The following is a 23,765-nucleotide window of genomic DNA, read 5'->3' as shown; positions in this document are numbered from 1 at the left end:
GGCCAGCACTTTGATCCATATCGACCAACCGGGCGCCATCTTCATGAGGCACCCGGCTCGAATCGACACTAAAGACTGCGCCCGACAGGTCGATGTTGGCCTGTGAACCTGAAAACGTTGATGAATATCCGTCCCTACTCAAGGAACTCCGATGTCTTTGCCGTCCATTGAACCCACCATCGCCCTGGAACTCATCTCCCGACTGGGCAGTGATGATGCATTCCGTACGCTCTTCTCGACGGACCCCGCCGCGGCATTGATCGAAGTCGGGCTGTCCTTGGACGATGCCACCGCGCTGGAAGTCTGCTGCAAGGTCAACGAACTGGCTTCCAAGGCCGACATTCTTCAGGCCAAGCAGGATCTCCAGATGATGCTGACGGCGAAAGTGAACCAGATCGTCCCGGCGCTGGATGCCAACCCGGATGGCGGCCACACCCTCAAAGGCCCCTGATGATCGCTGCGGTGGCGGCGTGTTTCGTGCGGCCGCCCCGCAGTTCCTGCGCGAGTCTGGCAGCGTCATTGCTATCCACGACGTTCATGGTCTGCATGCAGTAGCCACAGTCCAACTCGGCGTAGGCCATGCCACGTTGGGTACGAAGGAAATCGGCTTGTTCCAGCGCCTCCTCCTCCCGACCTAATGCCATGTACGCCCTCATGGCCGCTACGCGCGTCTGGAAGCGGGCGCTGCCCTGAAGAAACGGCTGGAGTCCGCGCAGGGCCCCCGAAGCATCTCCACCCAACCGGGCACGTTCGGCTTGGACGACCGCTTCCATTTCATCAAGCAGTCGACCGCTCGTGCTGCCTCTGCGGGTACGCACAGCGTGCAGCACGCGCTCGGCAGTCTTCGTGTCGTTCAGGCGCAGCGCCAGAATGGACGCTCCCAATGCGACCATGGCGTCATCACTGATGTCCGGGTTTCCCGGATCTGCAATTCTGTGCAGCGAACTATCCACTGCAAGCTGGATGCTCGTCCTGGTGGCCTGCTCGTCACCGCTCGCCCAGTGCGCGGTGGCCAGAGGCAACAGGTACAGCTGGCGTGCAAAGCCAGTGTCCCGCGCCATGGCGTTCAAACCTGTGCTCGCCGCCAGCACTGCGCGGGCCCAATGGCCCTGGTCCGCTGCAATGGAAGTTCTCTCAATTCCCGCGTACTTATTGTCACGCGCTTTGGCGAGCTCCGCCTCGGCAGCGGCGTAGTTGCGTTGGCTGGCCGATACAGTCGCAAGGTAGCGATGGCTGGTCGCGCGACCGCCGGACACTGCCATCTCCAGTGCACGCCGGGCCGCCGGGAAGTCGCCATTGGCCAGTGCAATCCGGCCGAGCTGGTCGTAGGCGACGTTGGACAACTCGAAGCGACCGTCCGCCGCACGAACCGCAAAGGGCAGCGCCTCCTTGAACCGATTGTCGACAAATAGCCACATTGCCGCGTTGTGTTGCGCCGGGAAGTAATCCGGATAGAGCCCCGCCAAGCGCATCCAGCCCTGTGCGGCGTTGCCTTGGTTGGTCAGTGTCGTCGACCATGCCTGCACGTACAGCGCTTCACGCGTAGGCAAGCGATTCGATAGTCCTTTTACCCGTTCAAGGGCGGCGAACGCGGCATCATTGTCCACGTTGGCGACATGTGCGCGCACCAACCCCATCCAGGCCAAGGCGAACGTGTCATCGAGCGCCACCGCTTGCTCGTACATGGATAGGGCACCCACGTAATCACCGTCCGCATACCGTCGCTGGCCCAGCGCGTAGGCGCGAAGGGCATCCATGCTCGACGTGGTCACCAACGGCAGTGGTGCAGAGGCTTCCTTGACGCTGCTCTCCTGCTCACCCAGCTGGTCGCGCAACTGTGTGGTGACGCTATCGATGGACGCCAGTAGCGACGCCATCCCCTTTCCTTCTGCGGCAACGACGGCGACCGTTCGTTGCGAGTTCGGCTCGAGGACCTGCACATTGATACGCGTGCGACCGCCTACTTCGGCAACCGAGGGAAGCAGCACCAGCCGTGCGCCAACCCGGATCGCAACTTCGGAGGCAAGCGGTGCATCCAGTGGAGTGGCCGCATCGCGACGCATCATCTCGATGACACTGCGCGCCTTCATGTCGCTGATGACATTGACGTAGCGGGACTGCTCCAGGCTGATCCGGAAAGCCTGTTGCAGCGAATCGTCCAGCACGGTGTTGCCGGTCAGGTTACGCATGTCGCCGACGACGACCCAGTCGCGCTCGGCAAAGGCAATGGCTGGGTCCGGACGGATGAGTGTCCAGAGCACGATGCCGAGAATGCCGAAGAATGCCATCTCCGCAAAAAGCGCACCCGGGTGCAACCACAGCGGTCGATCCAGCCACGCCTTCTTGGTACTTGAGGGTCGTCGCGTGGGTGACGTGTCATCAGCGGCGACCTGCCAGATCTGCTGGGGATCGGCCATGCCCTTGAAGCGCCAGCGACCGTGCGACTTCCATTTCAATGCGTTGGCGCGTTCACCAATATCCGAGCTGCTTCGGCGAGCAAGCGACTCGGCAAGTGCGGACAGCAGGATCTGTCCTGGCCTGGCAAGCTGCATCAACCGGGCGGCCATCGGCTTGGCCAAGCCTTCGACTTCGATCGGCTTCGCTCCGTGCGCGACGGCCTCGGCACTGTTGCTCCACAGAATGACTTCGCCGACATGCAAGCCCGCGCGCACGCGCAGTGGCACGCCCAGTGTTTGCCCCAGTGCATGCAGCTGCTGTTGGTAATCCAGGGCAAAACCCAACGCATCGATGGTGCGCTCGAACAACAGAAACAGGCCGTCCGAGCGATCGATCTGGTGTCCATTCCACTGCTGCTGCAACGCCAGCACCAGCCGGTCATGCTCCTGGAACAGCTCCGCCGCCGCCGCATCACCGATGCGCTCCACCAGGATCAGCGAGTCGCACAGATCGGTGAACAACAGTGCCCGCATCTGCGGGGCCTGGGTCGACGTTCCGTTGTCGCCGTTCATGCCGATCTCCCGATCAGGGTGTGGCGGTCGCTGATCGCGACCAGTGCAATCGGTTGCCGCCCAGCCGCTTGGCTTGATACAGCGCATTGTCGGCCCGGGCGTACCACTCGCTCCAGTCGGTCTGCGGGTCGATCAGGCAGACGCCGATGCTGACCGGGCACACATGCGGCACGCCGTGGGCACGGCCGATCAGGCCATGCACTGCGCTGAGGATGAACTCGGCGGCGTGCTGCAGGCTGTCCTGGTCGGCGCTGCGCAGCAGCAGGCAGAATTCGTCGCCACCGAGGCGGCAGGCCACGTCCGGCTCGGTGGCCACCGAGCGCAGGATGTTGGCCACGCTCTGCAGCACGCGGTCGCCGGCCTGGTGGCCATGCACATCGTTGACCTGCTTGAACTGGTCGCAATCGATCAGCAGCAGGCCCTGCGGCGCGCTGTCTTCCTGCGCACGGCATTCCTGCAGGTACAGCGCCAGACCACGCCGGTTGTGCAGGCCGGTCAGTTCATCGGTGCGCACCAGCTCGCGGGTATGAGTGAGCTGATGGGTGGTGACGTAGAGGTTGTCCAGCGCGGTTTCGAGATCATGGTTGCGGCGGCGCAGCTGGCGGATCAGCACCTGCTCGTTGCTGACCACGCGCATGATCGTGCGGCGCAGGAAGTAGGCCAGCAGGCCGGGGTCGCGGTCGACCAGGCGCTGGAAATCCTCGTGGTCCAGTTCCAGCACGATGCTGTCCTGGACCGCACGCGCGCCGGCCGTGCGCTGGTGATCGCCGATCAGCAGGCCCAGCTCGCCGAAGAATTCATTGGGACCGAGCGACTTCACGACGAGGTCTTCGCCGAAGTCCAGTTCGATGCAGCCGCTGACGATCACATACATCGTGTTGCCGGCGTGCCCGCGGTGGAACAGATGCGTGCCTGAAGGCAGCTTGCGTTGCCGGCCGAATTCGGAGAACAATGCGGACTCGCCATTGCTCAGGATGGCGTGCACGATCTCAGCCATCGCCTTTCGGTCGATGTCTGGTTCCTGTTCGCACATGATCGCCGCCGCACCCTTGCCGGTCATTTCCGAACACCCGCTTTCCAGCGCCCCCTGGTGAGCGATGGAGGATAGCACTCCTCAAAACTGTGCGCCCTATCCCATTTCCGACTTTCGGCCCCCAACATCGTGAAAAGACACGGGTTCTCCCGTGTTAGACGATGTGAAGACCCGGGTCTGAAGACGACACCGGGGCGGCAGGTCCCCCGACCGGCCGCCTTGCAGGCCTTCCCTGGCCTCCCCTCGCCGGCTCAGGCCGCCCGTTCGGCGTTGAACTGTTCTTCCTCGGTGGACCCGCTCAGGGCGGTGGTCGAGGATTGGCCCTGCTGGATCGCCTGGGTCACCGCGTCGAAGTAGCCGGTGCCGACCTCGCGCTGGTGCTTGACCGCGGTGAAGCCCCGGTCGGCGGCAGCGAACTCGGCTTCCTGCAGCTCTACGAAGGCGCTCATCTGGCGGCGGGCGTAGCCGTGGGCCAGGTTGAACATCGAGTAGTTCAGGGCGTGGAAGCCGGCCAGGGTGATGAACTGGAACTTGTAGCCATATTTGGCGATCTCCTTCTGGAAGGTCGCGATGGTGGCGTCGTCCAGGTTCTTCTTCCAGTTGAAGCTGGGCGAGCAGTTGTAGGCCAGCAGCTTGCCGGGGAACTTCGCATGGATCGCCTCGGCGAACCTGCGGGCAAACTCCAGGTCCGGCTTGCCGGTTTCGCACCAGATCAGGTCGGCATAGGGCGCATACGCCAGGCCGCGGCTGATCGCCTGGTCCAGGCCGTTGCGGGTCTTGTAGAAGCCTTCCACGGTGCGCTCGCCGGTGGTGAACGGCTGGTCGTTGCCATCCACATCACTGGTCAGCAGGTCGGCGGCCTCGGCATCGGTGCGTGCCACCAGCAGGGTCGGCACGCCCATCACGTCGGCGGCCAGGCGGGCGGCGTTGAGCTTCTCGATCGCCTCGCGGGTGGGCACCAGCACCTTGCCGCCCATGTGCCCGCACTTCTTGACCGAGGCCAGCTGGTCCTCAAAGTGCACGCCCGCCGCACCGGCCTCGATCATCGCCTTCATCAGTTCGAAGGCGTTGAGCACGCCGCCGAACCCGGCTTCGGCATCGGCCACGATCGGCTGCAGGAAGTCGATGTCATCCTTGCCTTCGGCATGGTGCAGCTGGTCGGCGCGCAGCAGGGTGTTGTTGATGCGCTTGACCACCGCTGGCACCGAATCGGCCGGGTACAGCGACTGGTCCGGGTACATCTGGCCGGCCAGGTTGGCATCGGCGGCGACCTGCCAGCCGGAGAGGTAGATCGCATTCAGGCCGGCCTTCACCTGCTGCATGGCCTGGTTGCCGGTCAGCGCACCCAGCGCGTTGACGAAGTCCTTCTCCTGCAGGTACGTCCACAGCTTCTCCGCGCCCAGCCGTGCCAGCGAGTGCTCCACGTGCACGGTGCCGCGCAGGCGCACCACGTCGGCGGCGGTGTAGTTGCGGGTGATCCCGGCCCAGCGCGGGTCGGTGTTCCAAGCGTGCTGGATCTGTTCGGCGGTCTGCAGGGTGCTCATGTCGAATCTCCAAAGGGAACGGATGCGGTTACGGCAGGTGGATGGATGGACGGATGGCGCTCAGTCGAGACGGTCGTAGGCGGGCAGGGTCAGGAAGTCGGTGAGCGCGTCGCGGCGGCTGAGTTCGGCCAGCAGCGCGATGGACTCGGGGATGCGCGCGCCGCCCGGCAGCGCGGAGGTGTCGCCCAGCCGCGCCGGCAGCTGGGCCAGGGTGGCGTCGAGCAGGGCCAGGTCGATGGCGGTGCCGTCGTCCAAGTGCTGGCCGGGGGTATGCAGCCACTGCCACAGTTGGCTGCGGCTGATCTCGGCGGTGGCCGCGTCTTCCATCAGGTGGTGGATCGGCACGCAGCCGTTACCGTCCAGCCAGGCGGCCAGGTAACGCACGCAGACTTCGACGTTGCCCTCGAAACCGGCGCGGGTGATCGTCCCGGTGGGCGCGGCGATCAGATCATCGCGGCTGACCTGCACGTCGTTGCGCAGCACGCTGTGCTGGTTCGGCCCGGGCATGTGTTCGTCGAAGATCGCCTGCGCGACCGGGATCAGCGCGGGGTGCGCGACCCAGGTGCCGTCATGGCCGGCGGTGACTTCGCGCAGCTTGTCCGCCCGCACCCGCGCCATCGCCTGCTCGTTGGCGGCCGCGTCGTGGTTGATCGGAATCTGCGCGGCCATGCCGCCCATCGCATGCGCGCCACGGCGGTGGCAGGTACGGATCAGCAGTTCGGAGTACGCCTTCAGGAACGGCTGGGTCATCGTCACCTGGCCGCGCTCGGGCAGCACCTTGTCGGCGTGCCGGCGGAAGGTCTTGAGGTAGGAAAAAATGTAATCCCAGCGGCCACAGTTCAGGCCGACGATGCGGTCGCGCAGCGCGTGCAGGATCTCGTCCATCTCGAACACCGCCGGCAGCGTTTCGATCAGCACCGTGACCTTGATCTGCCCATGCGGCAGGCCGAGCATGCCTTCGATGTGCGACAGCGCGGTCTCCCACAGCGCCGCCTCTTCCATGCTCTGCAGCTTGGGCAGGTAGAAGTACGGGCCACGCTGCTTGCACATCAGGGTGCGGGCATTGTGGAAGGCGAACACCGCCGCATCGAACAGGCCACCGGCGATCGGCTGGCCATCAATGCGCACGTGCTTCTCATCCAGGTGCCAGCCACGCGGGCGCACGATCAGCACGGCCTGCTCGTTGAACGGGCGCAGCGTGTACTGCTTGCCCGGCTTCCCATCGATGGACGGCCCGGTGTGGGTCAGGTCGCCACGCACCGCGCCGATCAGCGCCTGCTGGCCGGCCAGCAGGTTGCGCCAGGCCGGGGCGGTGGAATCCTCGAAGTCGGCCATGAACACCTTGGCGCCGGAGTTCAGTGCGTTGATGACCATCTTGGGGTCGGTGGGGCCGGTGATCTCCACCCGGCGGTCCTGCAGTGCCTCCGGCAGCGGGGCGACGTGCCAGTCGCTGGCGCGGATCTCGGCCGTATCGGCACGGAAGTCCGGCAGGCCGCCGCCATCGAAGAACGCCTGGCGCGCAACCCGTGCCTGCAGCCGGCGCTGACGCTCCGGCTCCACCGCCCGGTGCAGCGACACCAGCAGCGCCAGTACCCCCGCCGGCAGCAGCGAGGACTGGCCGGCCAGCTGGGTGGTGAGGGCTATCCCGGGGGTGGCCGGTGCATCGGCGGGGGTGGGCTGGGCGGTGGCGTAAGCGACGGCGGACATGGCGGGCTCCTGCGGTGCGGTTGAGCTCCACCGTGCGCCGCCGTGCCGATATTTGACAAAGCAGTTATTGCAATGGCTTACATAAGGTGGGCTTATACTCATGACGCCATGACCACGCCGCGCACGCCAAGTCCCCGGTTTTCCTACAAATCCGACCGGCTCAAGCCGCTCCGGGCGTTCTGCCAGACCGTCCGCCTCGGCTCAGTCTCACGGGCAGCTGAGGCGCTGTTCGTCAGCCAGCCGGCCATCAGCCAGCAGTTGCAGGCGCTGGAGCGCGAACTGGGGGTCAATCTGTTCGAGCGCAGCGGCCGCCGCCTGGTGCCCAGCCGCGAAGGCCAGCTGCTGTATGAGATGGCGCTGCCGCTGGTGGAGAACCTGGACGGGCTGGAGGCCAGCTTCCGCGACAAAGTGAAGGGGCTGGATGCCGGCGAGCTCAACATCGCGGCCAATAGCTCGACCATCCTGTACCTGCTGCCGCGCATCGTGGAGCGCTTCCGCCAGCGCCATCCGGACGTCCGCCTGACCCTGCACAACGCGATCAGCGCCGACGGCACCGACCTGCTGCGCAGCGATGCGGCCGACCTGGCGGTGGGCTCGATGACCGACGTGCCGGTCGACCTCAGCTACGCCCCGGCCTACCGCTTCGAGCAGGTGCTGATCGCCCCGCCCGAGCACCCATTGGCGCACGGCGAGCTGAGCCTGCAGGCGATCTCGCAGTACCCGCTGGTGCTGCCGCCCAAACGCCAGATCACCTACCGGCTGGTGGACCAGGTGTTCCAGCGGCATCGGCTGCCCTACACCGTCGCGCTGGAGGTGGGCGGCTGGGAAGTGATCAAGCAGTACGTCGCGATGGGCATGGGCATCTCGATCGTGCCGGCGCTCTGCCTCCACGATGCCGACCGCGAAAAGCTGGTGACGCGCTCGATGAGTGCGTGGTTCCCGGAGCGGAGTTATGGCGTGATCGTACGCCGCGGACGTTTTCTGTCACCGCAGGCGCGGGCGTTCATCGAGCTGATCCAGCCGGATCTGTTCAGTCCGCGCAGCTATGATGAGAGTGGGCATTCCGAGCGGTGAGGAAAACGGCGGAAGAAACCGGTCGCGCTCTCAGCGGCAGTCGGGCAACTTGAACGCACCTTGGCCGCTGGCTACCGCGCGCAATGTCCATTTCGCTTCCAAAGTGGCAATCGCGTCCTTGGCAAACGCTTCAGATGCTTCGGCGTCAGCACCCTGTGTAAAGCCTACTACCGCTTGATAAGGACCCAAGCTCAAGTTCCCTGCTGCGAGCCCCACACCGTCCTCTCCAGTTACGGAAATTCCGATGACTCTGTAACCGGGGTCCATGCCAAGCGTTCGCATCTCCCGCTGGATACCAGAACTCCGATCAACAAAGCCCAGGGAATTGTCTGAAGCGATCTTTTCGAGAATCCCAATCAGCTCATCGACGCCCCGCTCATCATCAAAGCACAGCTGCAACATACTAGGCCCGACATGATGACTCCTGGCACAGCTCAACGCCAAGAATAGAATGGGGAACACAAACAATTTCCTATAACCTGAAACCCAATTCATTCGAATCATCCGCCCCACCCCGCGCCGAGCAACCAATGGCAAGAATCCGAGCTCGCCGCATGACCAAGAAAACGCACCCTATCGTACCCCTGTCGCATTGTTGATTGGTGGGGTAGGTCCGACTCCAGTACGAGTGATCGTGATCGTTGGACCGGCCAGAGTTTCATGGACACTCAGGAGCCGTTCTGCGCTTAGCGCCGCTCGATCTCTACCGGTGACAGGTCGCCAATCGAACTCTGCCGGCGGACTGGGTCGTAGAACATCTCGATGTGGTCGAAGAGCACTAATCGTCGCTGGTGAGCTGGCTTCCTTGCTCCGAGTGCACCAGTCTACGAAGAGCTGGCCGAGCCGGTTCCAGCTCGACTGATCTTCTGCATCACGAAGACCACGACCTCAAAAGCAAAGTACACCGCGCCAAGCATTGCCAGATACGCCCAGCCGCTTGCAACACCGGGACCGCAGTAGCTTTCAGTCAGGCATCTGAAAATTCGGATGGTGATCTGCATCTCAGCCCAGAGAGCTACTGCTGCCATCAATGCAATGAAGACAAGCGATGCCGTTCTTGGTGTTGGAGCTAGGCTGCCCTCAAACACGCTTCTCAGAGCTTTCCAAGCCCGGAGTGGAAGTATGCCAATCGAAGCAAGGCCAACGAAGCCAAACACGTAAATCAAAGCAGTGAAAAACCATGCACTCATGGACCGCTCCTGAACTCGCGTACCAGATCTCCAGGGAAGCAAGCTCCTGCTTCCACGTACGGGGCTAAGGCTGCCGGCTCAGTGCACTCGAAGACATGATGCGCATCCGAAGATTTCTACGGAGGCAGATCCATGGCCTTTTCTTGATGATGTCCCCCACTTCCACCTGAGACATTTCCTTGCAAGTTGGCTCCGCCTTTTCGGCCGCCCCCGAACGCACGCATCGGAGGCTGTTGGTTTGCCCTATTTGCAGCTAACAAGCAAGTTTTCCATCTTCAAAACCTGCTCAACTGGCCCCAGATCGGGCGCCATGAACATCACATACATCGGCCCCTCCCTGTCACCCCGCTCATTGGCGAACAGCACTTTGTCCTGCTCATCGCTTGTCTCCCTGCCCAGCAGCTTGAACCCACCTCTTGCCGCCACGCCCGTCTTGATAACCCGGTGAGAGAAGCTTGGGTGACCGCCAATAAAGACATCAACAGTCAACCCTTCTGCCTTCAACTCACCCATATCGAAGTCCGGGCCAGGCGCGGCAGGCAGGAAAGAAGTAGTGAGCGGAAGGTTTGCACAAACACGATAGCGCTCGCTGAGGGTAGTGACGCTTTGATCAGCGTGGCACCCAGAAAGAACCGCCAACGCTAGCGCAACAAAGCACCTGGTTGAGTCCACAATCTGTAATCTCCTCGTTGACTGCCTTCGAAGTATTTCTGATTTTCTGCTCACTGACGGGAGCAGTGAAGTCACACTCCAGGACCATATTCACTCACGTTAAGCACGTACAGCAATTTTTCCGATGTCCGCCTACCTGCCAGCCATAGGTTCTCTTGGCCCCCTCAGACCCTGGCAGGGTCATAATCCCCCCATGTCCATCGAACTCCGCCACCTGCGCTACTTCCTGGCCGTCGCCGAGACGCTGCACTTCGGCCGCGCGGCCGAGCGGCTGGGGATGTCGCAGCCGCCGCTCAGCCAGCAGATCCGCCAGCTGGAAACACTGCTCGGCGCGCGGTTGTTCCTGCGCGCGAACCGCCGCGTGGAACTCACCGATGCCGGGCGCGTACTGCAGGAACAGGCGCGCGAGGTGCTGGCGCGGGTGGATACCGCGATCGATCTGACCCAGCGCGCGCAGCGCGGGGAAACCGGTGAGCTGCGCATCGGGCTGACCCGGGCGACGCCGCTGTCCACGCAGATTCCGCGTGCGATCTTCGCCTACCGCCAGCAGTTTCCGCAGGTGCAGTTGACGCTGCGCGAGATGAACACCCTGCAGCAGATCGATGCGCTGATGGCCGGCGAGCTGGATGTCGGGTTGATCCGCAAACGTGCCCTGCCCGCGCCGCTGATGTCACGCAAACTGTTCAGTGATCCACTCGCGCTGGTGGTGCACGATCAGCATCCGCTGGTGCGTGAGTTGCCGGCCGATGCGGCGGTGGCGCTGCGGCTGTTCGCGCATGAGCCGTTCGTCGGGTTCCTGCGCGAGGTCGGTGCGGGCATCCACGATCACTTCATCGCGTTGTGCCGGGGCGCCGGCTTCACGCCGCGCATCGTGCAGGAAGCCGGGGAAGCCTCGACACTGATCAGCCTGGCGGCCTCGGGCCTGGGCGTGACGGTGCTGCCCGCCTCGTGCAGCCATATCCAGGTGGACGGCGCGCGCTTCGTCGCACTCAGTGATCGTGCCGCCAGTTCGGAGGTACACGTGGCCTGCCGACGCGGTGCGGCGTCGCCGCTGATCGGTCACTTCACCCGGCTGCTGCAGGGCGTCAGCGGCTGAGCGCGAGCGCGGCGGCCGGTTGCACGCGCTGGCCCAGGCGCCAGGCGATCACGCCACCGGCCACGGTCAGTACGCCGACGAAGCCGCACACGCCCAGCCAGTCCCAGCGGGTGTAGAACACGCCGCCGAGCACGCCGGCCACGCTGGAACCCAGGTAGTAGGCGAACAGGTACAGCGCGGACGCTTCGGCACGCATCGCACCGGCGCGGCTGCCGACCCAGCTGCTGGCCACCGAGTGGCCGCCGAAGAAGCCGAAGGTCACCAAGGCGATGCCGGCCGCCATGCAGCCCAGCCATGGCATCGCCAGCAGCACGATACCCAGCGCGATCAGCCCGTAGCAGATCGCCAGCACACGGCTGCGGCCATGGCGATTGGCCTGCTGCCCCATCCAGGCCGAGCTGAAGGTGCCGACCAGATACACGCTGAAGATCAGCCCGACTACGGTCTGGCTGAGGCCATACGGCGGCGCGAGCAGGTGGAAGCCGAGGTAGTTGTAGAGGGTGACGAACACGCCCATCAGCACGAAGGCGGTAGCGAACAGCCACGGCAGACCGGGGTCGCCGAACAGGCTGCGCCAGCGCGCGGGCAGTTCTCGCAGGCCACCACGGCGGCTCTGGAAGTGGCGCGAGGGCGGCAGCTGGATCCACAGCAGCACGGTGCTGAGCAGCGCGATCAGCGAGACCACGCCGATGCCCCAGCGCCAGCCCCAATGGTCGGCGACGATGCCTGCGATGAGGCGGCCGCTCATGCCGCCGATCGCGTTGCCGCCGATGTACAGGCCCATCGCCAGGCCCAGCGCGCGGCTGTCCATTTCCTCGGCGAGGTAGGTCATGCCCACCGCCGGTACGCCACTGAGCGCAATGCCGAGCAGCGTGCGCAGCACCAGCAACGTGGTCCAGTCATCCACCATCGCGGTGGCCACAGACAACACGCTGGACGCCAGCAGCGCCGCGACCATGACGCTGCGGCGGCCGACGCGGTCGGAGATCAATCCCGCGATCAGCATGGAGACCGCCAGCAGACCGGTGCTCAGTGACAGGGTCAGCGCACTGTTGGCCGCGGAGACGCCGAAGTGGCGACTGAATTCCGGTAGCAACGGCTGCACCGTGTAGAGCAGCCCGAAGGTGGAGAAGCCGGCCAGGAAGAGCGCGGCCGCCGTGCGCCGGAAGGCCGGGGTGCCCTGCTGGATCTGGTCGCCGGCCGCCACTGCGGTGGTGGTCGCCGGGGAGCTGCGGTCAAGAACCGCTGCGGTGTCGCCATTCATGCCGGTAAGGCCCGCGTGGATGGGCCGGAGCGAGGAGTCAGCGCTCAAGATAAGCAGCGCCGACAGGTCGATCTATAACCTGATAGGTCTTGATCGAGACGTTTCAGATATCGATTCAGTTCGCGGGCGAGATTACAGCGCCTGCCAGGTCAGGCCTTCACCGCGCCGGTAGTAGACATGCGAGGCCTTGCCGTACAGCGCGCTGGCCTGGACCAGGCCGAAGAAGCGGCCGTCGGCACTGTTGCCGCGGTGGTCGCCGAGCATCAGCACCTGCCCGGCCGGCACGGTCAGGCCGGTGATGTCCGGACCGCCGCCCTGACCCAGATCCAGCTGGGCCAGATGCTGGCCGAAGTCTTCGATCTCACCCACGCCGGCCTGGGCCAGTGGATGGCCGTTGATGCTCAGGTGACCGTCGTGCAGCTCGACCCGATCCCCGCCAACCGCCGCGATGCGCTTGATCAGGCGGGTGCCGTCCTGCGGTGAATCGAAGATCGCCACGTCACCGCGCTGCGGTTGGCCGGTGTGCAGCAGCTCCAGCGAGGTGAACGGCAGGCGCACGCCATAGGCGCGCATGTCCACCACCACCCGGTCGCCCGGCATCAGCGTGTGCTGCATCGAGCCGCTGGGCACCTGGTAGTGGTTGGCCAGGGTGTCGCGCGCCGCGGCAAGCAGGCCGAGCATCACCAGCAGCGGCAGGGCCTCCTTCTTCAGCCAGCGCAGCAGGCGGTGGTCGGCGGGGGCAGCGGCGGCGGGGGTGTCCATACGGGCGCTCCAGGGAGGGTGGGGCTGTGACCGGGCAGGCGATGGGCAAGTTCCCTGCCCGGGCCTGAAAAAGCTACGCACTGTTTACGCCGGGCCGGCCCGGCCGGCATCGCGGTTTTACGGGGCGCGGCCGCATCATGGCGACACCGCGCCGAAGGGCGCTTCGAAGAGACGTTCCATGACCATCCTGCTGATCCGGCACACACCGTCGAACGCCGTGCCGGACGCGTCGCCGCTGCCTGCGCGGGTCGCCGGGCACCGTCTGGCCTGCCGCGACTGCGACTCCCTGCCGGCGCTGGTGCGCTGCCTGCAGCGTGCCCAGCGCAGCCGCCCGGCGCTGGTCCTGATCGCCACCGCAGCGGTTGATGCACCACAGTGGGCGCGCTACGGCCAGGCGCTGCGCACCGCGCTGGAGGACCTGCCGGTGCCGTACATCGAGATGGCCAGCAACGACGACGACGCGCTGGACGAGCACCTGCATCCGCAGCACGCCCCGGCCGCGCGGGTGGTATGCAGCAGCGGCCGCCAGGATGCGTGTCGCCTGTCGCTGGCGATCGCCGCCCATCGCCTGCAGGCCGTGGAGGGCTGAGCCATGTCGATCTTCATCATCCGGGGGCCGGAAGCGGCCGGACAGCTGATCCGTACGGCGCAGCCGCTGCCTCCGCTCGTTCTCAAATCCCTCGTGCACCGTGCGATCGATGCGGGCACCACGGTGGCGATCCGCGCCTGTGGCTCGGAGCAGGAACTGCTGGATGCCCTGCGCGTGGCCGACCACAGCCGCGGCGAAGTCACCCTGCTCGATCCCGGTGCATGCGTGGACAGCGCGCGCCTGCAGCGCCTGCTGCCGCATCTGCACAATGCTTACGTGGAAGTGCACGACGATGATGCGCGCGCCCCGGAGGCCTGCCTGCCGGCGGATGTGGGCCAGCGCATCGGGGTGGCGCGCGGCTACTGCGCGCAGAGTTACATGCACGCGCTGGAGATCGCGCTGGATCACCTGGGGTGCAGTGAGATCGCCGAAGGCGTGCACGTGGGGACGTGATGCGCCGGGTCGCTGGGGCGGCAATCCAAGAAAAACGGCAGGGTCTCCCCTGCCGTTTTCGTTTCAGCGTGTACCGGTGGCAGGCGTACCGACCAACGGTCGGTACCTACCGGGATGCCGCGATTACTTTAGGCCACGATTGACCAGCAGCGGCTCCACCGACGGGTCCTTGCCGCGGAACTCGCGGTAGAGATCGGCCAGCTCCACGCTGTTGCCGCGCGAGAGGATCTTGTCGCGGAACACCTGGCCGTTCTCCGGGGTCAGGCCGCCGTTCTCCTTGAACCACTCGAAGGCGTCATGGTCCAGCACTTCGGCCCAGAAGTAGGCGTAATAGCCGGACGAATACCCGCCGCCCCAGATGTGATCGAAGTAGCTGGTGCGGTAGCGCGGCGGCACCTGCGGCAGGTCGACCTTGAACTTCTTCAGCGCGGCCGCTTCGAACGGGGCCACGTCCTGCAGCTTGGCGTCGGCCGGCTGGGTGTGCCAGGCCAGGTCGAGCAGGGCCGCCGAGAGGTACTCGGTGGTCGCATAGCCCTGGTTGAAGGTGCGGGCCTTGAGGATCTTGTCGACCAGCGCCTGCGGCATCGGCTCGCCGGTCTTGTAGTTCTTGGCGTAGTTGGCGAAGACCTTCGGGTCCAGCGCCCAATGCTCGTTGAACTGCGAGGGGAACTCGACGAAGTCACGCGAGGTGCTGGTACCGGCGATGGACGGGTACTTCACCTTCGAGAACATGCCGTGCAGCGCATGGCCGAACTCATGGAACATCGTGGTCACGTCATCGAAGCTCAGCAGCGCGGGCTGGCCGGCGGCGGGCTTGGTGAAGTTGCACACGTTGTAGACCACCGGCTTGGCACCGGTCAGGCCGTCCTGTTCGACGAACACGTCCATCCAGGCGCCACCGGACTTGCTGTCACGCTTGAAGTAGTCGGTGTAGAACAGGGCCAGCGAGGTGCCGTCCTTGTCGAATACTTCGTAGACCTTCATGTCCGGGTGGTAGGTCGGGATGTCGGTACGCGGCTTGAAAGTGATGCCGTACAGCTGCGTGGCGGCGTAGAAGACGCCGTTCTGCAGCACGTTGTCCATCTCGAAGTACGGCTTGATCTGCGATTCGTCCAGGTCGTACTGGGCCTTGCGCACCTGTTCGGCGTAGAAATCCCAATCCGATGCGGCCAGCTTGAAACCGCCCTTCTGTGCGTCGATCACCTTCTGCATTTCGCTGATCTCGCCACGCGCCTTGGCGGTCGCGGCCGGCACGGTGTCGGTCAGCAGCTTGAGCGCGGCGGCCGGGGTCTTGGCCATCTGGTCGGCCAGGCTGTAGGCGGCGTAATTCTCGAAGCCGAGCAGCTTGGCCTTCTGCGCGCGCAGCTGGGCCAGGCGCTGGATGGTCTGGCGGGTATCGTTGGCGTCGCCCTTTTCGGCACGGGTTTCCGAGGCCTTGAGCACGGCGGCGCGCTGCTCGCGGTCGCTCAGCGAGCCGAGCACCGGCTGCTGGGTGGTGTTCTGCAGCGGCAGCAGGTACTTGCCCTCGAGGTTGCGGGCCTTGGCATCGGCGGCGGCGGTGTTGATCGCATCCTCGTCCAGGCCGGCCAGCTTGGCCTTGTCATCGACGACCACGGCACCGGCAGCGGTCGCGGCCACCAGACGGGTGTGGAACTGCGTGGCCAGCGTGGTTTCTTCCACGTTGAGCTTGCGCAGCGAGGCCTTGTCGGCATCCTTCAACTGCGCGCCGGCGCGCACGAACTCCTGGTAGTCACGCTCGACCAGGCGCTTCTGCACCGGGTCCAGGCCCAGCGCGTCGCGCTGGTCGTAGATGGTCTTGATGCGGGCGAACAGCTTCGGGTCGAGGTTGATCTCGTCCTGGTGCTCGGCCAGCTTCGGGGCGACTTCTTCCTGCACCTTCTGGCGTGCATCGTTGGTGTCGGCCTGGACCAGGCCGAAGAAGATGCGCGACACGCGGGTCAGGGTCTCGCCGCTGCGCTCCAGCGCTTCGATGGTGTTGTCGAAGGTGGCCGGCTCGGGGTTGTCGGCGATCTTGCGGACTTCGGCCAGGTGCTGCTTCATGCCTTCGTTGAAGGCCGGCAGGTAGTCACTGTCCTTGATCTTGTCGAACGGCGGCGCCTGGAACGGCAGCGTGCTGGCGCTCAACAGGGGGTTGGCGGACGCATCGGCCGGCTGCTGGGTCGGGGCGGGCTGGGTATCGGTCACGGGGGTGGACTCCTTGCCGGAACAGGCCGCCAGCGCCAGGCTGATGGCAGCGGCCAAAACTACGGTACGCGACATGAAACGGGCTCCTTGGATGAGGGCGCGGGACGGAAAATCCCGCAGCCGGTCACCCTACTCCCAAAGCCCGCAGGCGGCATGTGCCGGACGTGGCGCGTGGCTGTGCGGGCCGTGGGGGCTACCCCATGCGGCCCGCCCGGCGGCGCTCAGACGGTGCCGCGGGTCTTGCCCTGCCAGGGGCGGTAGTACTCGCGGATCGCGGCCATGTCGGCCACGTCGTTGCCGGTGGGATGGAACAGCGGGCCGATGCCGATGGTCTTTTCCGGGTAGTGGAAATACGCGGCCAGCACCGGCACGTCGGCCATGCGCGCGATCTTGAGGAAGCCGGCCTTCCAGTGCTGCACCGCCTTGCGCGTGCCCTCCGGGGTGATCGCATACCACAGGCGGTCCGAGCCACGGATCAGGCTGACCGCCTGCTCCACGGTGCCCTGCGGCGAGCTGCGGTCCAGCGGGATGACGCCGAGCCTGCGCAGCAGCGGGCCCAGTGGCCACCAGAACAGCGAGGCCTTGCCCAGCACCTTGACCTGCATGCCCAGCGCGATCTTCGCCGCCATGCCCCAGAAGCCGTCCCAGTTGGAGGAATGCGGGGCGATGATGAAGACCAGCTTGGGTACGTCCGGCAGGGTGCCGGTCACTTTCCAGCCGCCCAGGCGCAACGTGCAGCGGGCCAGCCAGCGGAGGAAGCGGTTCGGTTTGACCTGCGGCATGTTCGGCGGAACCACCGGCAGCAACGGACTTCGGTTGTTCAAGCAATCACTCCCAATTGCGTGTGGTGCGCCCGCGCTTGATCTGCGCGCGCCCCTTTTTGGCGTCCAGACGACGCAGTTTCGACCCATGGGTCGGCTTGGTGGCCACGCGTGCCTTGGGCACGCTCAGCCCCGCCTGGATGAAGGCGGCCAGTCGATCGCGCGCGTCCTCGCGGTTACGGTCCTGGGTACGGAAACGCTGTGCATCGATGACCAGCACGCCTTCGCCGGTCATGCGCCGGTCGCGGCGGGCCAGCAGGCGCGCACGCAACGGCTCGGGCAACGAGGGCGAGCCGGCCACGTCGAAGCGCAGTTCGACGGCGGTGGAGACCTTGTTGACGTTCTGGCCACCGGCGCCGCTGGCGCGCACGAACCGCTCGACGAGTTCCGTATCCGGAATCGTCAGGTGCGCGCTGATGGTGACTGGCCCGTTGCCCATGGGCGGCATTGTAAGGGGAGGACCCGCCGGCCGGGTGACTGCAACGTGCGTGGATGTCGCCGATAACGTCCTCAAATACGGCCTGATGACGTCATCGCAGGTATTCTCCGGTGTCCCGCAACGCAGGATGCTCCGCAATGTTCCCGATCCGCCCGATGGCCCGCCGTGGCCTGATCCGCATGACATTCGCCCTGGCGCTGGGCCTGGGCGCGATCGCGCCGGCCGTGGCCGCACCGCCGTCGGATGCCGACATCAACCGCCTGCTGGCCGCCTCGCGCGCGCAGAGCACGCTCGATACGATGCTGCCGCAGATCGAGGCGATGCAGCGCCAGCAGTTCCAGCAGGTGGCCCAGCAGCGTCAGCTGGATGCGACACAGCAGGCGCAGCTGCAGCGGATCGAGCAGCGGACCAGCCAGACAGTGCGCCAGGCGCTGTCCTGGAAGGAGCTGCGGCCGATGTATGTGGATCTGTACAAGCAGACCTTCAGCAAGGAAGACGTGCTGGCGATGGCGGAGTTCTATGAGAGCTCGGCCGGGCAGAGCCTGTTGGACAAGACGCCGGCGCTGATGCAGAACGTGATGGTGGCGATCCAGGCCAAGATGCAGCCACTGTTCGTGGATCTGCAGAAGGACCTGGAGGCGATCGTGAATGAGCCAACACCAGCAAAAAAGTAGAGCCGACCGTTGGTCGGCTGTCGCGAGGCGTGCGGCGTGCGCCGTCAGCCCAATTCCCAGCCAAACAGATCCATGGCCTTGCGGAACTCGCCGTCCACCGGCGCGCTGATGTCCATCGGCGTGCCGTCCGGGTGCGGGAAGCGCAGGCGCTCGGCGTGCAGGAGCATGCGGTGGATGCCCTGCATGCGGAAGCTGCGGTTGTGGCGGCCATCGCCGTGGCTGGTGTCGCCGATCAGGTGATGCGAGAGGTGCTTGAGGTGGCGGCGGATCTGGCGGAAGCGGCCGGTCTGCGGCTGGCAACGCAGCAGGGCGTAGCGTGAGGTCTCGAACCCGCCCATCGGAATGGCGATCTCGCCCGCGGCGACGCGCTGGAAGTGGGTAATCGCCTGCTTCTTGACCGGCTTGCCGGGGCCGCCATCGAGGTCGTGGTCGACGGTGAAGGCATCTTCGGCCGGCCAACCGCGGCAGATCGCCAGGTAATCCTTGGTGACGTCGCCGCCCATCAGCGATTTGCCCAGCACGCTGGCACTTTCGCGATCAAAGGCCAGCAGCAGGCAGCCGCTGGTGGCGCGGTCCAGGCGGTGGACGAGGAAGATCGGCTTGCCGAGCTGTTCGCGGAGGCGGTCGGCGAGGAAGTCGTCTTCGCCCCGGGCGAGCTTGCTGTCGTGGACCATCAGCCCGGCGGGCTTGTTGACCACGGCGAGCTGGTCGTCCAGATGCAGCAGCTGCAGGGGGGCCACTGCGGCCGCAGGAAGGGTTGCGATGTCGGTATCGATGTCGTTCACCGACCGATTATCCCCGCCCGCTGCAGGCAGCGCCAACAAATGCGATTCAGGCGACGTCGCGTACCGCGATCAGTTCGCCGTTGCCGATCGGCACCCGCACGCAGTGGAACTGCGGATCGCGGCGCACCTGCCCCTCGAAGGCAGCCATCTGGTCGGCATGCGACACGGCGTTGTCGACCACCAGCAGGCCACCAGGACGCAGCACACGACGCAGGTCCGGCCACCAGCCCAGGTACTGGCTGCGTTCGGAATCCAGGAACAGCAGGTCGATGCTGGCCTCGGCCGCAGCGCGCAGCCACGCACCGGCATCGATGTGGACCAGCTCGATCCGCTCGGCCAAGCCGCTGCGGGCGAAGGTGGCTGTCGCCAGGGCGATCTTGTCGGCGGCGTACTCCAGCGTGGTGACCCGCCCGCCGATGGCAGCGCATGCTTCGGCCAACCACAACGTGGAATAGCCGTTGGAGGTGCCGACCTCCAACACTCGCCGCGCGGCGGTGGCACGCACCAGCACGCCGAGTAGTTCGCCAGTATCCGGGGTGATATTGAGCATGCGCTGGGCACGCTCGGGATGGGTGGCGTCGTTGTCGGCGCCGAAGCGGGCCAGTTCGTCCTTGAGCGCCTGCAGCGTCATCTCAGCGGCGCCACCAGGCACTGGCCAGCGAGAACACGCCCGCCGCGCCGGTCACCCAGCTCCACACCGGCGCATCGCCGAAGTACCAGCCCCCCGGCTGCAGGCCATACAGCACTGCGGCGACGATCATCAGGCCGACGCCGGCGATCGCGGCCACCGCGCGCTTCTGCAGCTTCTGCACGCTGACATTCAGCGCGGCCAGATCGCGCGAGCGCATCGACAGTTCGTGATCACCTTCCACCTGCTGGCGCAGCCAGGCGTGGACCAGGCGCGGCATGTCCGGGGTATGCGTCATGATTTCAGGCAGGCGCTTGCGCACTTCCTTGAGTACGCGGCGTGGGCTGTAACGCTCGCGCAGGATGCGTTCCAGCACCGGCCGCGCGACCGCCCAGATATCCAGTTCCGGATCGAGCTGACGGCCAACCCCTTCGATGTTGAGCAACGTCTTCTGCAGCAGGATCAGCTGCGGCTGCAACGTGAGCTCATAACGCTGGGCGACGCGGAACAGCTTGATCAGCACCTCGGCCAGCGAGATCTGCGACAGCGGGCGGGTGAAATAGGGCTCGCACACCGAACGCGCAGCCGCTTCGAGCTCATCGATGCGCACGTTGTTGGGCATCCAGCCGGCTTCGACATGCAGCGCGGCCATGCGCCGGTAGTCCTTGTTGAAGATGGCCATGAAGTTCTCGGCCAGGTAGTACTGATCTTCTTCGGAGAGCTGGCCCATGATGCCGAAATCCAGCGCGATGAAACGCGGGTTGTCGCGGCGTGCCGGATCGGTGTCGACCCAGATGTTGCCGGCGTGCGCATCGGCGTGGAAGAAGTTGTCGCGGAACACCTGGGTGTAGAACACCCGCACGCCCTTGGCGGCCAGCGCCTTGCGGTCGATGCCGGCCTTGTCCAGCGCGACGATGTCGTCCGACGGAATGCCCCACACGCGTTCCAGGGTCAGCGCGCGCTCGGCGGTATGGCTCCAGATCACCTCGGGCACATACAGATCGTCCGAATCCATCCAGAACCGGCGCAGCACGCTGGCATTGGCGCCTTCGCGCTGCAGATCCAGTTCGGCGGCCAGGGTGTTCTCGACTTCAGCGACCACTTCGCGCGGGCGGATCTTGTCGGCGCGCGGGTGCGCGCGCTCGATCAGCGCCGCAGCGGATTTGAGCAGCGCGATGTCCGCATCGATCTGCTTTTCGATGTCCGGGCGCAGCACCTTGACCACCACCTGGCGGCCATCGGCCAGCGTGGCCGCGTGCACCTGGGCGATCGAGGCCGAGGCCAGCGGCTGCAGATCGAAGCTGGCGAAGGCTTCGCTGACCGGGCGGCCGAGCGCACGCTCGACGATGGCCTGTGCGGTGGCGCCATCGAACGGTTTGACCCGGTCCTGCAGCAGGGTCAGCTCGTTGGCGACGTCGGCGGGGATCAGGTCACGGCGGGTGGAGAGGATCTGGCCGAACTTGACGAAGATCGGGCCCAGGTCCTGCAGCGCCAGGCGCAGGCGCGCACCGCGCGACTGTGCGGCGATGTCGGCCGAGGCGCGCGGCACGAACGGCTTGGCCAGGCGCAGCCAGCGTTCGGCCGGGGTGCCCTGGAGCAGATCGTCGAGGCGGTAACGCAGGATGATGCGGCCGATGCGGCTGGCCCGGAAGATCGCCTTCATGCGCCCACCTGCCGCAGGCGCTGGACGCGCACGGCCATGCGTTCAACGTCGTCGCGCATCACGTCCACATCGTCGTGGAAGGCATCCAGTTCTGCTCGGGGTACCACGTCGCGCGACTCCTCGGTGACAAATTCAGCGGCGCTATGCGCCAGGTCGGACGCGCCGCGGCGGGCGTGCTGCAGGGCCGAGCGCAGGGTGTTGGCGATCTGCACGCCCATCACCTCGCCGAACACGCGCACGAACGGCTGCTGCCAGTCCGGATCGAAACGGGTCGCCAGCTGCTGCAGGCGGCGGGCCAGCTCGGCATCGCCGGACACCTTGACCCGCCCGGCCGGGGCCTCACCGCCACGGCGGGCATTGGCCAGGAACGGCAGCTGGGCCAGCACCCCGCCCAGCGTGCTGCGCACGGCCAGGTCCGGCTCCTGCTGCGGATCGACCGGGCCGACCGTGAGCCGCTCACCGTCCACCCCGATCCGCATCGCCAGCGCGGGCGATTCCAGGGTCAGGGCGATGTGGCGGCCATCCAGCGCGGCCAGCGCGCTGCGGGTGTCCGGGTCGAGTGCCAGCGCGCGGTTGAGCGTGAGCTGCAGCGCATTGCCAGCCAGCGGCTTGAGGGAAGAGAGCAGGGAACGGGCCATCACCGCATTCTACCGTGTGCCCTTGAACGGCGGGCGTGCGCAGGCATCACGCGCCGCCACGCGGGCGGTGTCCGCCGCATCGACACCGCACCCGCATTTTCCCGGGCGCCGACTCGGTTCATGCTATGGCTCCCCAACACAGCGACAGGAGCGGCAACAGGTATGGGCAAGACCCGGGTAGGCATCATCTTCGGTGGCCGTTCGGCCGAGCACGAGGTCTCGCTGCAATCGGCGAAGAACATTCTCGATGCGCTGGACAAGGACCGGTTCGAGGTCAGCCTGATCGGGATCGACAAGCAGGGCCAGTGGCATGTCAGCGACCCGCGCGACTTCCTGCTCAACGCCAGCGACCCGGCACGGATCGCACTGCACCGCTCAGGCAATGCGGTGGCGGTGCGGCCCGGCCTGGAGCGCCAGCAGCTGGTCCCGACCGATCCGGCCACCGCGCTGGAGCAGATCGACGTAGTGTTCCCGATCGTGCACGGCACGCTGGGCGAGGATGGCTCGCTGCAGGGCCTGCTGCGCATGGCCAATCTGCCCTTCGTCGGCTCCGGCGTGCTGGGCTCGGCGGTGGCGATGGACAAGGACGTGGCCAAGCGCCTGCTGCGCGATGCCGGGCTGGCCGTGGCACCGTTCGCCTGCTTCAACCGGGTTACTGCAGCCCGGGCCGATTACACCGCGCTGGTCGCCGAACTGGGCACGCCATTGTTCGTGAAGCCGGCCAACCAGGGTTCCTCGGTGGGCGTGAGCAAAGTGCGCAACGAGGCTGAGTTCCACACCGCGCTCGCGCTGGCGCTGTCGTTCGATCACAAGGCGCTGGTGGAATCAGCGATCACCGGCCGCGAGATCGAGTGCGCCGTGCTCGGCAATGAACACCCCGAGGCCAGCGTCTGTGGCGAGGTGGTCGTGCACGATGATTTCTATTCCTACGACACCAAGTACATCAGCGAAAGCGGTGCGGACATCGTGGTGCCGGCGGCCATCACCGAGGCCGAGCAGTCCCGTATCCGGGAGATCGCCGTGCAGGCCTACCAGGCACTGGATTGTGCCGGCCTGGCCCGCGTGGATGTGTTCCTGACCGCGGCCGGCGAGGTGGTCATCAACGAGATCAACACCCTGCCCGGCTTCACCCGCATCAGCATGTACCCCAAGCTGTGGGCGGCCAGCGGGCTGGATTACACCGCCTTGATCACGCGATTGCTGGAACTGGCGATGGCCCGGCATGCGCACGAGCGCGACCTGCGCAGTTCCATTGCAACGACGGCCTGATCATCGTTGCCGATGTCAGGCCGTCATGGTTTCCGCAGCGCGTCCCACGCCGGAGAGAGGTGGCGCGGGACGCGCCGGACACTAGGTCCGCTTGCGGAACATCGACACCACCGCCAGGATCAGGAAGACGACGAACAGGATCCAGGCGACGTTGCTGGCGGCGCCGGCAATGCCCGAGAAACCCAGTACCGCCGCGATGATGGCGATGACAAAAAAGATGACGGCGTAATGCAGCATGTCGACCCTCGCGTTGATGCGTGCCGGAGTTGGCGTGGGGCCATGTTCACCAA

At 65.8% G+C, this 23,765-nt stretch carries 24 protein-coding genes; 7 read left to right on the top strand and 17 right to left on the bottom strand.

Going from position 1 to position 23,765, the window contains the following annotated elements:
• Positions 1-151: 151 nt before the first annotated feature.
• Entirely contained in the window at positions 152-451 is a 300-nt protein-coding gene (locus tag ACTT2I_RS19050; protein WP_088434790.1) for an NHLP-related RiPP peptide, read from the top strand.
• Here the strand turns inward: ACTT2I_RS19050 and ACTT2I_RS19045 are convergent.
• From ACTT2I_RS19045 to aceB, 4 genes are all read right to left on the bottom strand, one after another.
• Entirely contained in the window at positions 438-2,969 is a 2,532-nt protein-coding gene (locus tag ACTT2I_RS19045) for a putative peptide modification system cyclase (protein ID WP_421100099.1), read from the bottom strand. The two genes, ACTT2I_RS19050 and ACTT2I_RS19045, sit on opposite strands and share 14 nt — an antisense overlap.
• A gap of 13 nt (positions 2,970-2,982) precedes the next feature.
• A complete protein-coding gene (locus ACTT2I_RS19040) occupies positions 2,983-4,029 on the bottom strand; it encodes a GGDEF domain-containing protein (RefSeq protein WP_421100098.1) in 1,047 nt (348 codons plus the stop codon).
• A gap of 224 nt (positions 4,030-4,253) precedes the next feature.
• Positions 4,254-5,546: an isocitrate lyase gene (gene aceA, locus ACTT2I_RS19035; protein ID WP_421100097.1), complete on the bottom strand. Its 1,293-nt coding sequence runs from the start codon at positions 5,544-5,546 to the stop codon at positions 4,254-4,256.
• Between the two features lie 60 nt (positions 5,547-5,606).
• Positions 5,607-7,253 (bottom strand): malate synthase A, encoded by a 1,647-nt coding sequence (gene aceB, locus ACTT2I_RS19030; protein ID WP_421100096.1) that lies wholly within the window; start codon positions 7,251-7,253, stop codon positions 5,607-5,609.
• A 108-nt stretch (positions 7,254-7,361) separates the two neighbouring features.
• Here aceB and ACTT2I_RS19025 point away from each other — a divergent pair, with 108 nt between their 5' ends.
• Complete coding sequence (locus ACTT2I_RS19025) at positions 7,362-8,327, top strand: LysR family transcriptional regulator (protein WP_421100095.1); 966 nt, start codon at positions 7,362-7,364, stop codon at positions 8,325-8,327.
• A gap of 30 nt (positions 8,328-8,357) precedes the next feature.
• On the opposite strand, the gene ACTT2I_RS19020 is transcribed toward ACTT2I_RS19025, so the two are convergent.
• The 3 genes from ACTT2I_RS19020 to ACTT2I_RS19010 form a co-directional block, all read right to left on the bottom strand.
• Positions 8,358-8,831 (bottom strand): hypothetical protein, encoded by a 474-nt coding sequence (locus ACTT2I_RS19020; protein WP_421588919.1) that lies wholly within the window; start codon positions 8,829-8,831, stop codon positions 8,358-8,360.
• A gap of 320 nt (positions 8,832-9,151) precedes the next feature.
• Complete coding sequence (locus tag ACTT2I_RS19015) at positions 9,152-9,517, bottom strand: hypothetical protein (RefSeq protein WP_143592192.1); 366 nt, start codon at positions 9,515-9,517, stop codon at positions 9,152-9,154.
• A 243-nt stretch (positions 9,518-9,760) separates the two neighbouring features.
• Positions 9,761-10,030, bottom strand: coding sequence for a hypothetical protein (locus ACTT2I_RS19010; protein WP_088434796.1), 270 nt, complete (start codon positions 10,028-10,030; stop codon positions 9,761-9,763).
• Between the two features lie 352 nt (positions 10,031-10,382).
• Between ACTT2I_RS19010 and ACTT2I_RS19005 the strand changes: the two genes are divergently transcribed.
• Positions 10,383-11,285, top strand: a complete 903-nt coding sequence (locus ACTT2I_RS19005) for a LysR substrate-binding domain-containing protein (RefSeq protein WP_088434797.1) — start codon at positions 10,383-10,385, stop codon at positions 11,283-11,285.
• Here ACTT2I_RS19005 and ACTT2I_RS19000 read toward each other — a convergent pair.
• Together ACTT2I_RS19000 and lepB are read right to left on the bottom strand one after the other, a co-directional pair.
• The gene (locus ACTT2I_RS19000; protein ID WP_421100092.1) at positions 11,275-12,549 is read right to left on the bottom strand and encodes an MFS transporter; all 1,275 of its coding nucleotides are present in this window, start codon (positions 12,547-12,549) and stop codon (positions 11,275-11,277) included. The genes ACTT2I_RS19005 and ACTT2I_RS19000 overlap by 11 nt on opposite strands.
• 132 nt (positions 12,550-12,681) lie before the next feature.
• Positions 12,682-13,311 carry a signal peptidase I gene (lepB, locus tag ACTT2I_RS18995; protein WP_421100091.1) on the bottom strand — a complete coding sequence of 210 codons (630 nt, stop codon included), beginning with the start codon at positions 13,309-13,311 and terminating at the stop codon, positions 12,682-12,684.
• A gap of 178 nt (positions 13,312-13,489) precedes the next feature.
• On the opposite strand from lepB, the gene ACTT2I_RS18990 reads away from it, so the two are divergent.
• On the top strand, positions 13,490-13,900 hold the full coding sequence (locus tag ACTT2I_RS18990) for a hypothetical protein (protein WP_259260570.1): 411 nt from the start codon (positions 13,490-13,492) through the stop codon (positions 13,898-13,900).
• Positions 13,901-13,903: 3 nt separating this feature from the next.
• On the top strand, positions 13,904-14,353 hold the full coding sequence (locus tag ACTT2I_RS18985) for a 3-dehydroquinate dehydratase (RefSeq protein ID WP_019184864.1): 450 nt from the start codon (positions 13,904-13,906) through the stop codon (positions 14,351-14,353).
• 123 nt (positions 14,354-14,476) lie between these two features.
• On the opposite strand, the gene dcp is transcribed toward ACTT2I_RS18985, so the two are convergent.
• The 3 genes from dcp to arfB all read right to left on the bottom strand — a co-directional run bounded on the left by dcp (position 14,477) and on the right by arfB (position 17,818).
• Positions 14,477-16,633 (bottom strand): peptidyl-dipeptidase Dcp, encoded by a 2,157-nt coding sequence (gene dcp / locus ACTT2I_RS18980; protein WP_421100090.1) that lies wholly within the window; start codon positions 16,631-16,633, stop codon positions 14,477-14,479.
• A gap of 146 nt (positions 16,634-16,779) precedes the next feature.
• Entirely contained in the window at positions 16,780-17,340 is a 561-nt protein-coding gene (locus tag ACTT2I_RS18975; RefSeq protein ID WP_253247775.1) for a lysophospholipid acyltransferase family protein, read from the bottom strand.
• Positions 17,341-17,386: 46 nt separating this feature from the next.
• Positions 17,387-17,818, bottom strand: a complete 432-nt coding sequence (gene arfB / locus ACTT2I_RS18970; protein WP_293983559.1) for an alternative ribosome rescue aminoacyl-tRNA hydrolase ArfB — start codon at positions 17,816-17,818, stop codon at positions 17,387-17,389.
• A 179-nt stretch (positions 17,819-17,997) separates the two neighbouring features.
• Here arfB and ACTT2I_RS18965 point away from each other — a divergent pair, with 179 nt between their 5' ends.
• Entirely contained in the window at positions 17,998-18,492 is a 495-nt protein-coding gene (locus ACTT2I_RS18965; RefSeq protein WP_443096863.1) for a DUF2059 domain-containing protein, read from the top strand.
• Between the two features lie 44 nt (positions 18,493-18,536).
• Here the strand turns inward: ACTT2I_RS18965 and ACTT2I_RS18960 are convergent, their stop codons facing one another.
• From ACTT2I_RS18960 to ACTT2I_RS18945, 4 genes are read right to left on the bottom strand one after another with little or no spacing between them, the layout of a single operon-like run.
• The gene (locus ACTT2I_RS18960; RefSeq protein WP_421100089.1) at positions 18,537-19,277 is read right to left on the bottom strand and encodes a pseudouridine synthase; all 741 of its coding nucleotides are present in this window, start codon (positions 19,275-19,277) and stop codon (positions 18,537-18,539) included.
• Between the two features lie 46 nt (positions 19,278-19,323).
• A complete protein-coding gene (locus ACTT2I_RS18955) occupies positions 19,324-19,908 on the bottom strand; it encodes an O-methyltransferase (protein ID WP_421100088.1) in 585 nt (194 codons plus the stop codon).
• A 1-nt stretch (position 19,909) separates the two neighbouring features.
• A complete protein-coding gene (ubiB, locus tag ACTT2I_RS18950) occupies positions 19,910-21,568 on the bottom strand; it encodes a ubiquinone biosynthesis regulatory protein kinase UbiB (protein WP_293983563.1) in 1,659 nt (552 codons plus the stop codon).
• The gene (locus ACTT2I_RS18945; protein ID WP_293983566.1) at positions 21,565-22,206 is read right to left on the bottom strand and encodes a ubiquinone biosynthesis accessory factor UbiJ; all 642 of its coding nucleotides are present in this window, start codon (positions 22,204-22,206) and stop codon (positions 21,565-21,567) included. The genes ubiB and ACTT2I_RS18945 overlap by 4 nt, the downstream gene beginning before the upstream one ends.
• A gap of 162 nt (positions 22,207-22,368) precedes the next feature.
• Between ACTT2I_RS18945 and ddlA the strand changes: the two genes are divergently transcribed.
• Positions 22,369-23,475: a D-alanine--D-alanine ligase gene (ddlA, locus tag ACTT2I_RS18940; RefSeq protein ID WP_293983569.1), complete on the top strand. Its 1,107-nt coding sequence runs from the start codon at positions 22,369-22,371 to the stop codon at positions 23,473-23,475.
• A gap of 81 nt (positions 23,476-23,556) precedes the next feature.
• On the opposite strand, the gene ACTT2I_RS18935 is transcribed toward ddlA, so the two are convergent.
• Positions 23,557-23,712: a DUF1328 domain-containing protein gene (locus ACTT2I_RS18935; RefSeq protein ID WP_019184873.1), complete on the bottom strand. Its 156-nt coding sequence runs from the start codon at positions 23,710-23,712 to the stop codon at positions 23,557-23,559.
• Positions 23,713-23,765 lie beyond the last annotated feature (53 nt).

Origin of the sequence: Stenotrophomonas sp. PUT21 (genome assembly GCF_052232875.1) — a bacterium.
Classification (GTDB): Bacteria; Pseudomonadota; Gammaproteobacteria; order Xanthomonadales; family Xanthomonadaceae; genus Stenotrophomonas; species Stenotrophomonas maltophilia_N.
This window is presented reverse-complemented; position numbering and strand designations above follow the sequence as displayed.

Excerpts from the sequence above, each read along its gene's own strand:
- ACTT2I_RS19050 (WP_088434790.1), top strand. The coding sequence starts at position 152 with ATGTCTTTGCCGTCCATTGAACCCACCATCGCCCTGGAACTCATCTCC.
- ACTT2I_RS19045 (WP_421100099.1), bottom strand. The coding sequence starts at position 2,969 with ATGAACGGCGACAACGGAACGTCGACCCAGGCCCCGCAGATGCGGGCA.
- ACTT2I_RS19040 (WP_421100098.1), bottom strand. The coding sequence starts at position 4,029 with ATGACCGGCAAGGGTGCGGCGGCGATCATGTGCGAACAGGAACCAGAC.
- aceA (WP_421100097.1), bottom strand. The coding sequence starts at position 5,546 with ATGAGCACCCTGCAGACCGCCGAACAGATCCAGCACGCTTGGAACACC.
- aceB (WP_421100096.1), bottom strand. The coding sequence starts at position 7,253 with ATGTCCGCCGTCGCTTACGCCACCGCCCAGCCCACCCCCGCCGATGCA.
- ACTT2I_RS19025 (WP_421100095.1), top strand. The coding sequence starts at position 7,362 with ATGACCACGCCGCGCACGCCAAGTCCCCGGTTTTCCTACAAATCCGAC.
- ACTT2I_RS19020 (WP_421588919.1), bottom strand. The coding sequence starts at position 8,831 with ATGATTCGAATGAATTGGGTTTCAGGTTATAGGAAATTGTTTGTGTTC.
- ACTT2I_RS19015 (WP_143592192.1), bottom strand. The coding sequence starts at position 9,517 with ATGAGTGCATGGTTTTTCACTGCTTTGATTTACGTGTTTGGCTTCGTT.
- ACTT2I_RS19010 (WP_088434796.1), bottom strand. The coding sequence starts at position 10,030 with ATGGGTGAGTTGAAGGCAGAAGGGTTGACTGTTGATGTCTTTATTGGC.
- ACTT2I_RS19005 (WP_088434797.1), top strand. The coding sequence starts at position 10,383 with ATGTCCATCGAACTCCGCCACCTGCGCTACTTCCTGGCCGTCGCCGAG.
- ACTT2I_RS19000 (WP_421100092.1), bottom strand. The coding sequence starts at position 12,549 with ATGAATGGCGACACCGCAGCGGTTCTTGACCGCAGCTCCCCGGCGACC.
- lepB (WP_421100091.1), bottom strand. The coding sequence starts at position 13,311 with ATGGACACCCCCGCCGCCGCTGCCCCCGCCGACCACCGCCTGCTGCGC.
- ACTT2I_RS18990 (WP_259260570.1), top strand. The coding sequence starts at position 13,490 with ATGACCATCCTGCTGATCCGGCACACACCGTCGAACGCCGTGCCGGAC.
- ACTT2I_RS18985 (WP_019184864.1), top strand. The coding sequence starts at position 13,904 with ATGTCGATCTTCATCATCCGGGGGCCGGAAGCGGCCGGACAGCTGATC.
- dcp (WP_421100090.1), bottom strand. The coding sequence starts at position 16,633 with ATGTCGCGTACCGTAGTTTTGGCCGCTGCCATCAGCCTGGCGCTGGCG.
- ACTT2I_RS18975 (WP_253247775.1), bottom strand. The coding sequence starts at position 17,340 with ATGCCGCAGGTCAAACCGAACCGCTTCCTCCGCTGGCTGGCCCGCTGC.
- arfB (WP_293983559.1), bottom strand. The coding sequence starts at position 17,818 with ATGGGCAACGGGCCAGTCACCATCAGCGCGCACCTGACGATTCCGGAT.
- ACTT2I_RS18965 (WP_443096863.1), top strand. The coding sequence starts at position 17,998 with ATGACATTCGCCCTGGCGCTGGGCCTGGGCGCGATCGCGCCGGCCGTG.
- ACTT2I_RS18955 (WP_421100088.1), bottom strand. The coding sequence starts at position 19,908 with ATGACGCTGCAGGCGCTCAAGGACGAACTGGCCCGCTTCGGCGCCGAC.
- ubiB (WP_293983563.1), bottom strand. The coding sequence starts at position 21,568 with ATGAAGGCGATCTTCCGGGCCAGCCGCATCGGCCGCATCATCCTGCGT.
- ACTT2I_RS18945 (WP_293983566.1), bottom strand. The coding sequence starts at position 22,206 with ATGGCCCGTTCCCTGCTCTCTTCCCTCAAGCCGCTGGCTGGCAATGCG.
- ddlA (WP_293983569.1), top strand. The coding sequence starts at position 22,369 with ATGGGCAAGACCCGGGTAGGCATCATCTTCGGTGGCCGTTCGGCCGAG.
- ACTT2I_RS18935 (WP_019184873.1), bottom strand. The coding sequence starts at position 23,712 with ATGCTGCATTACGCCGTCATCTTTTTTGTCATCGCCATCATCGCGGCG.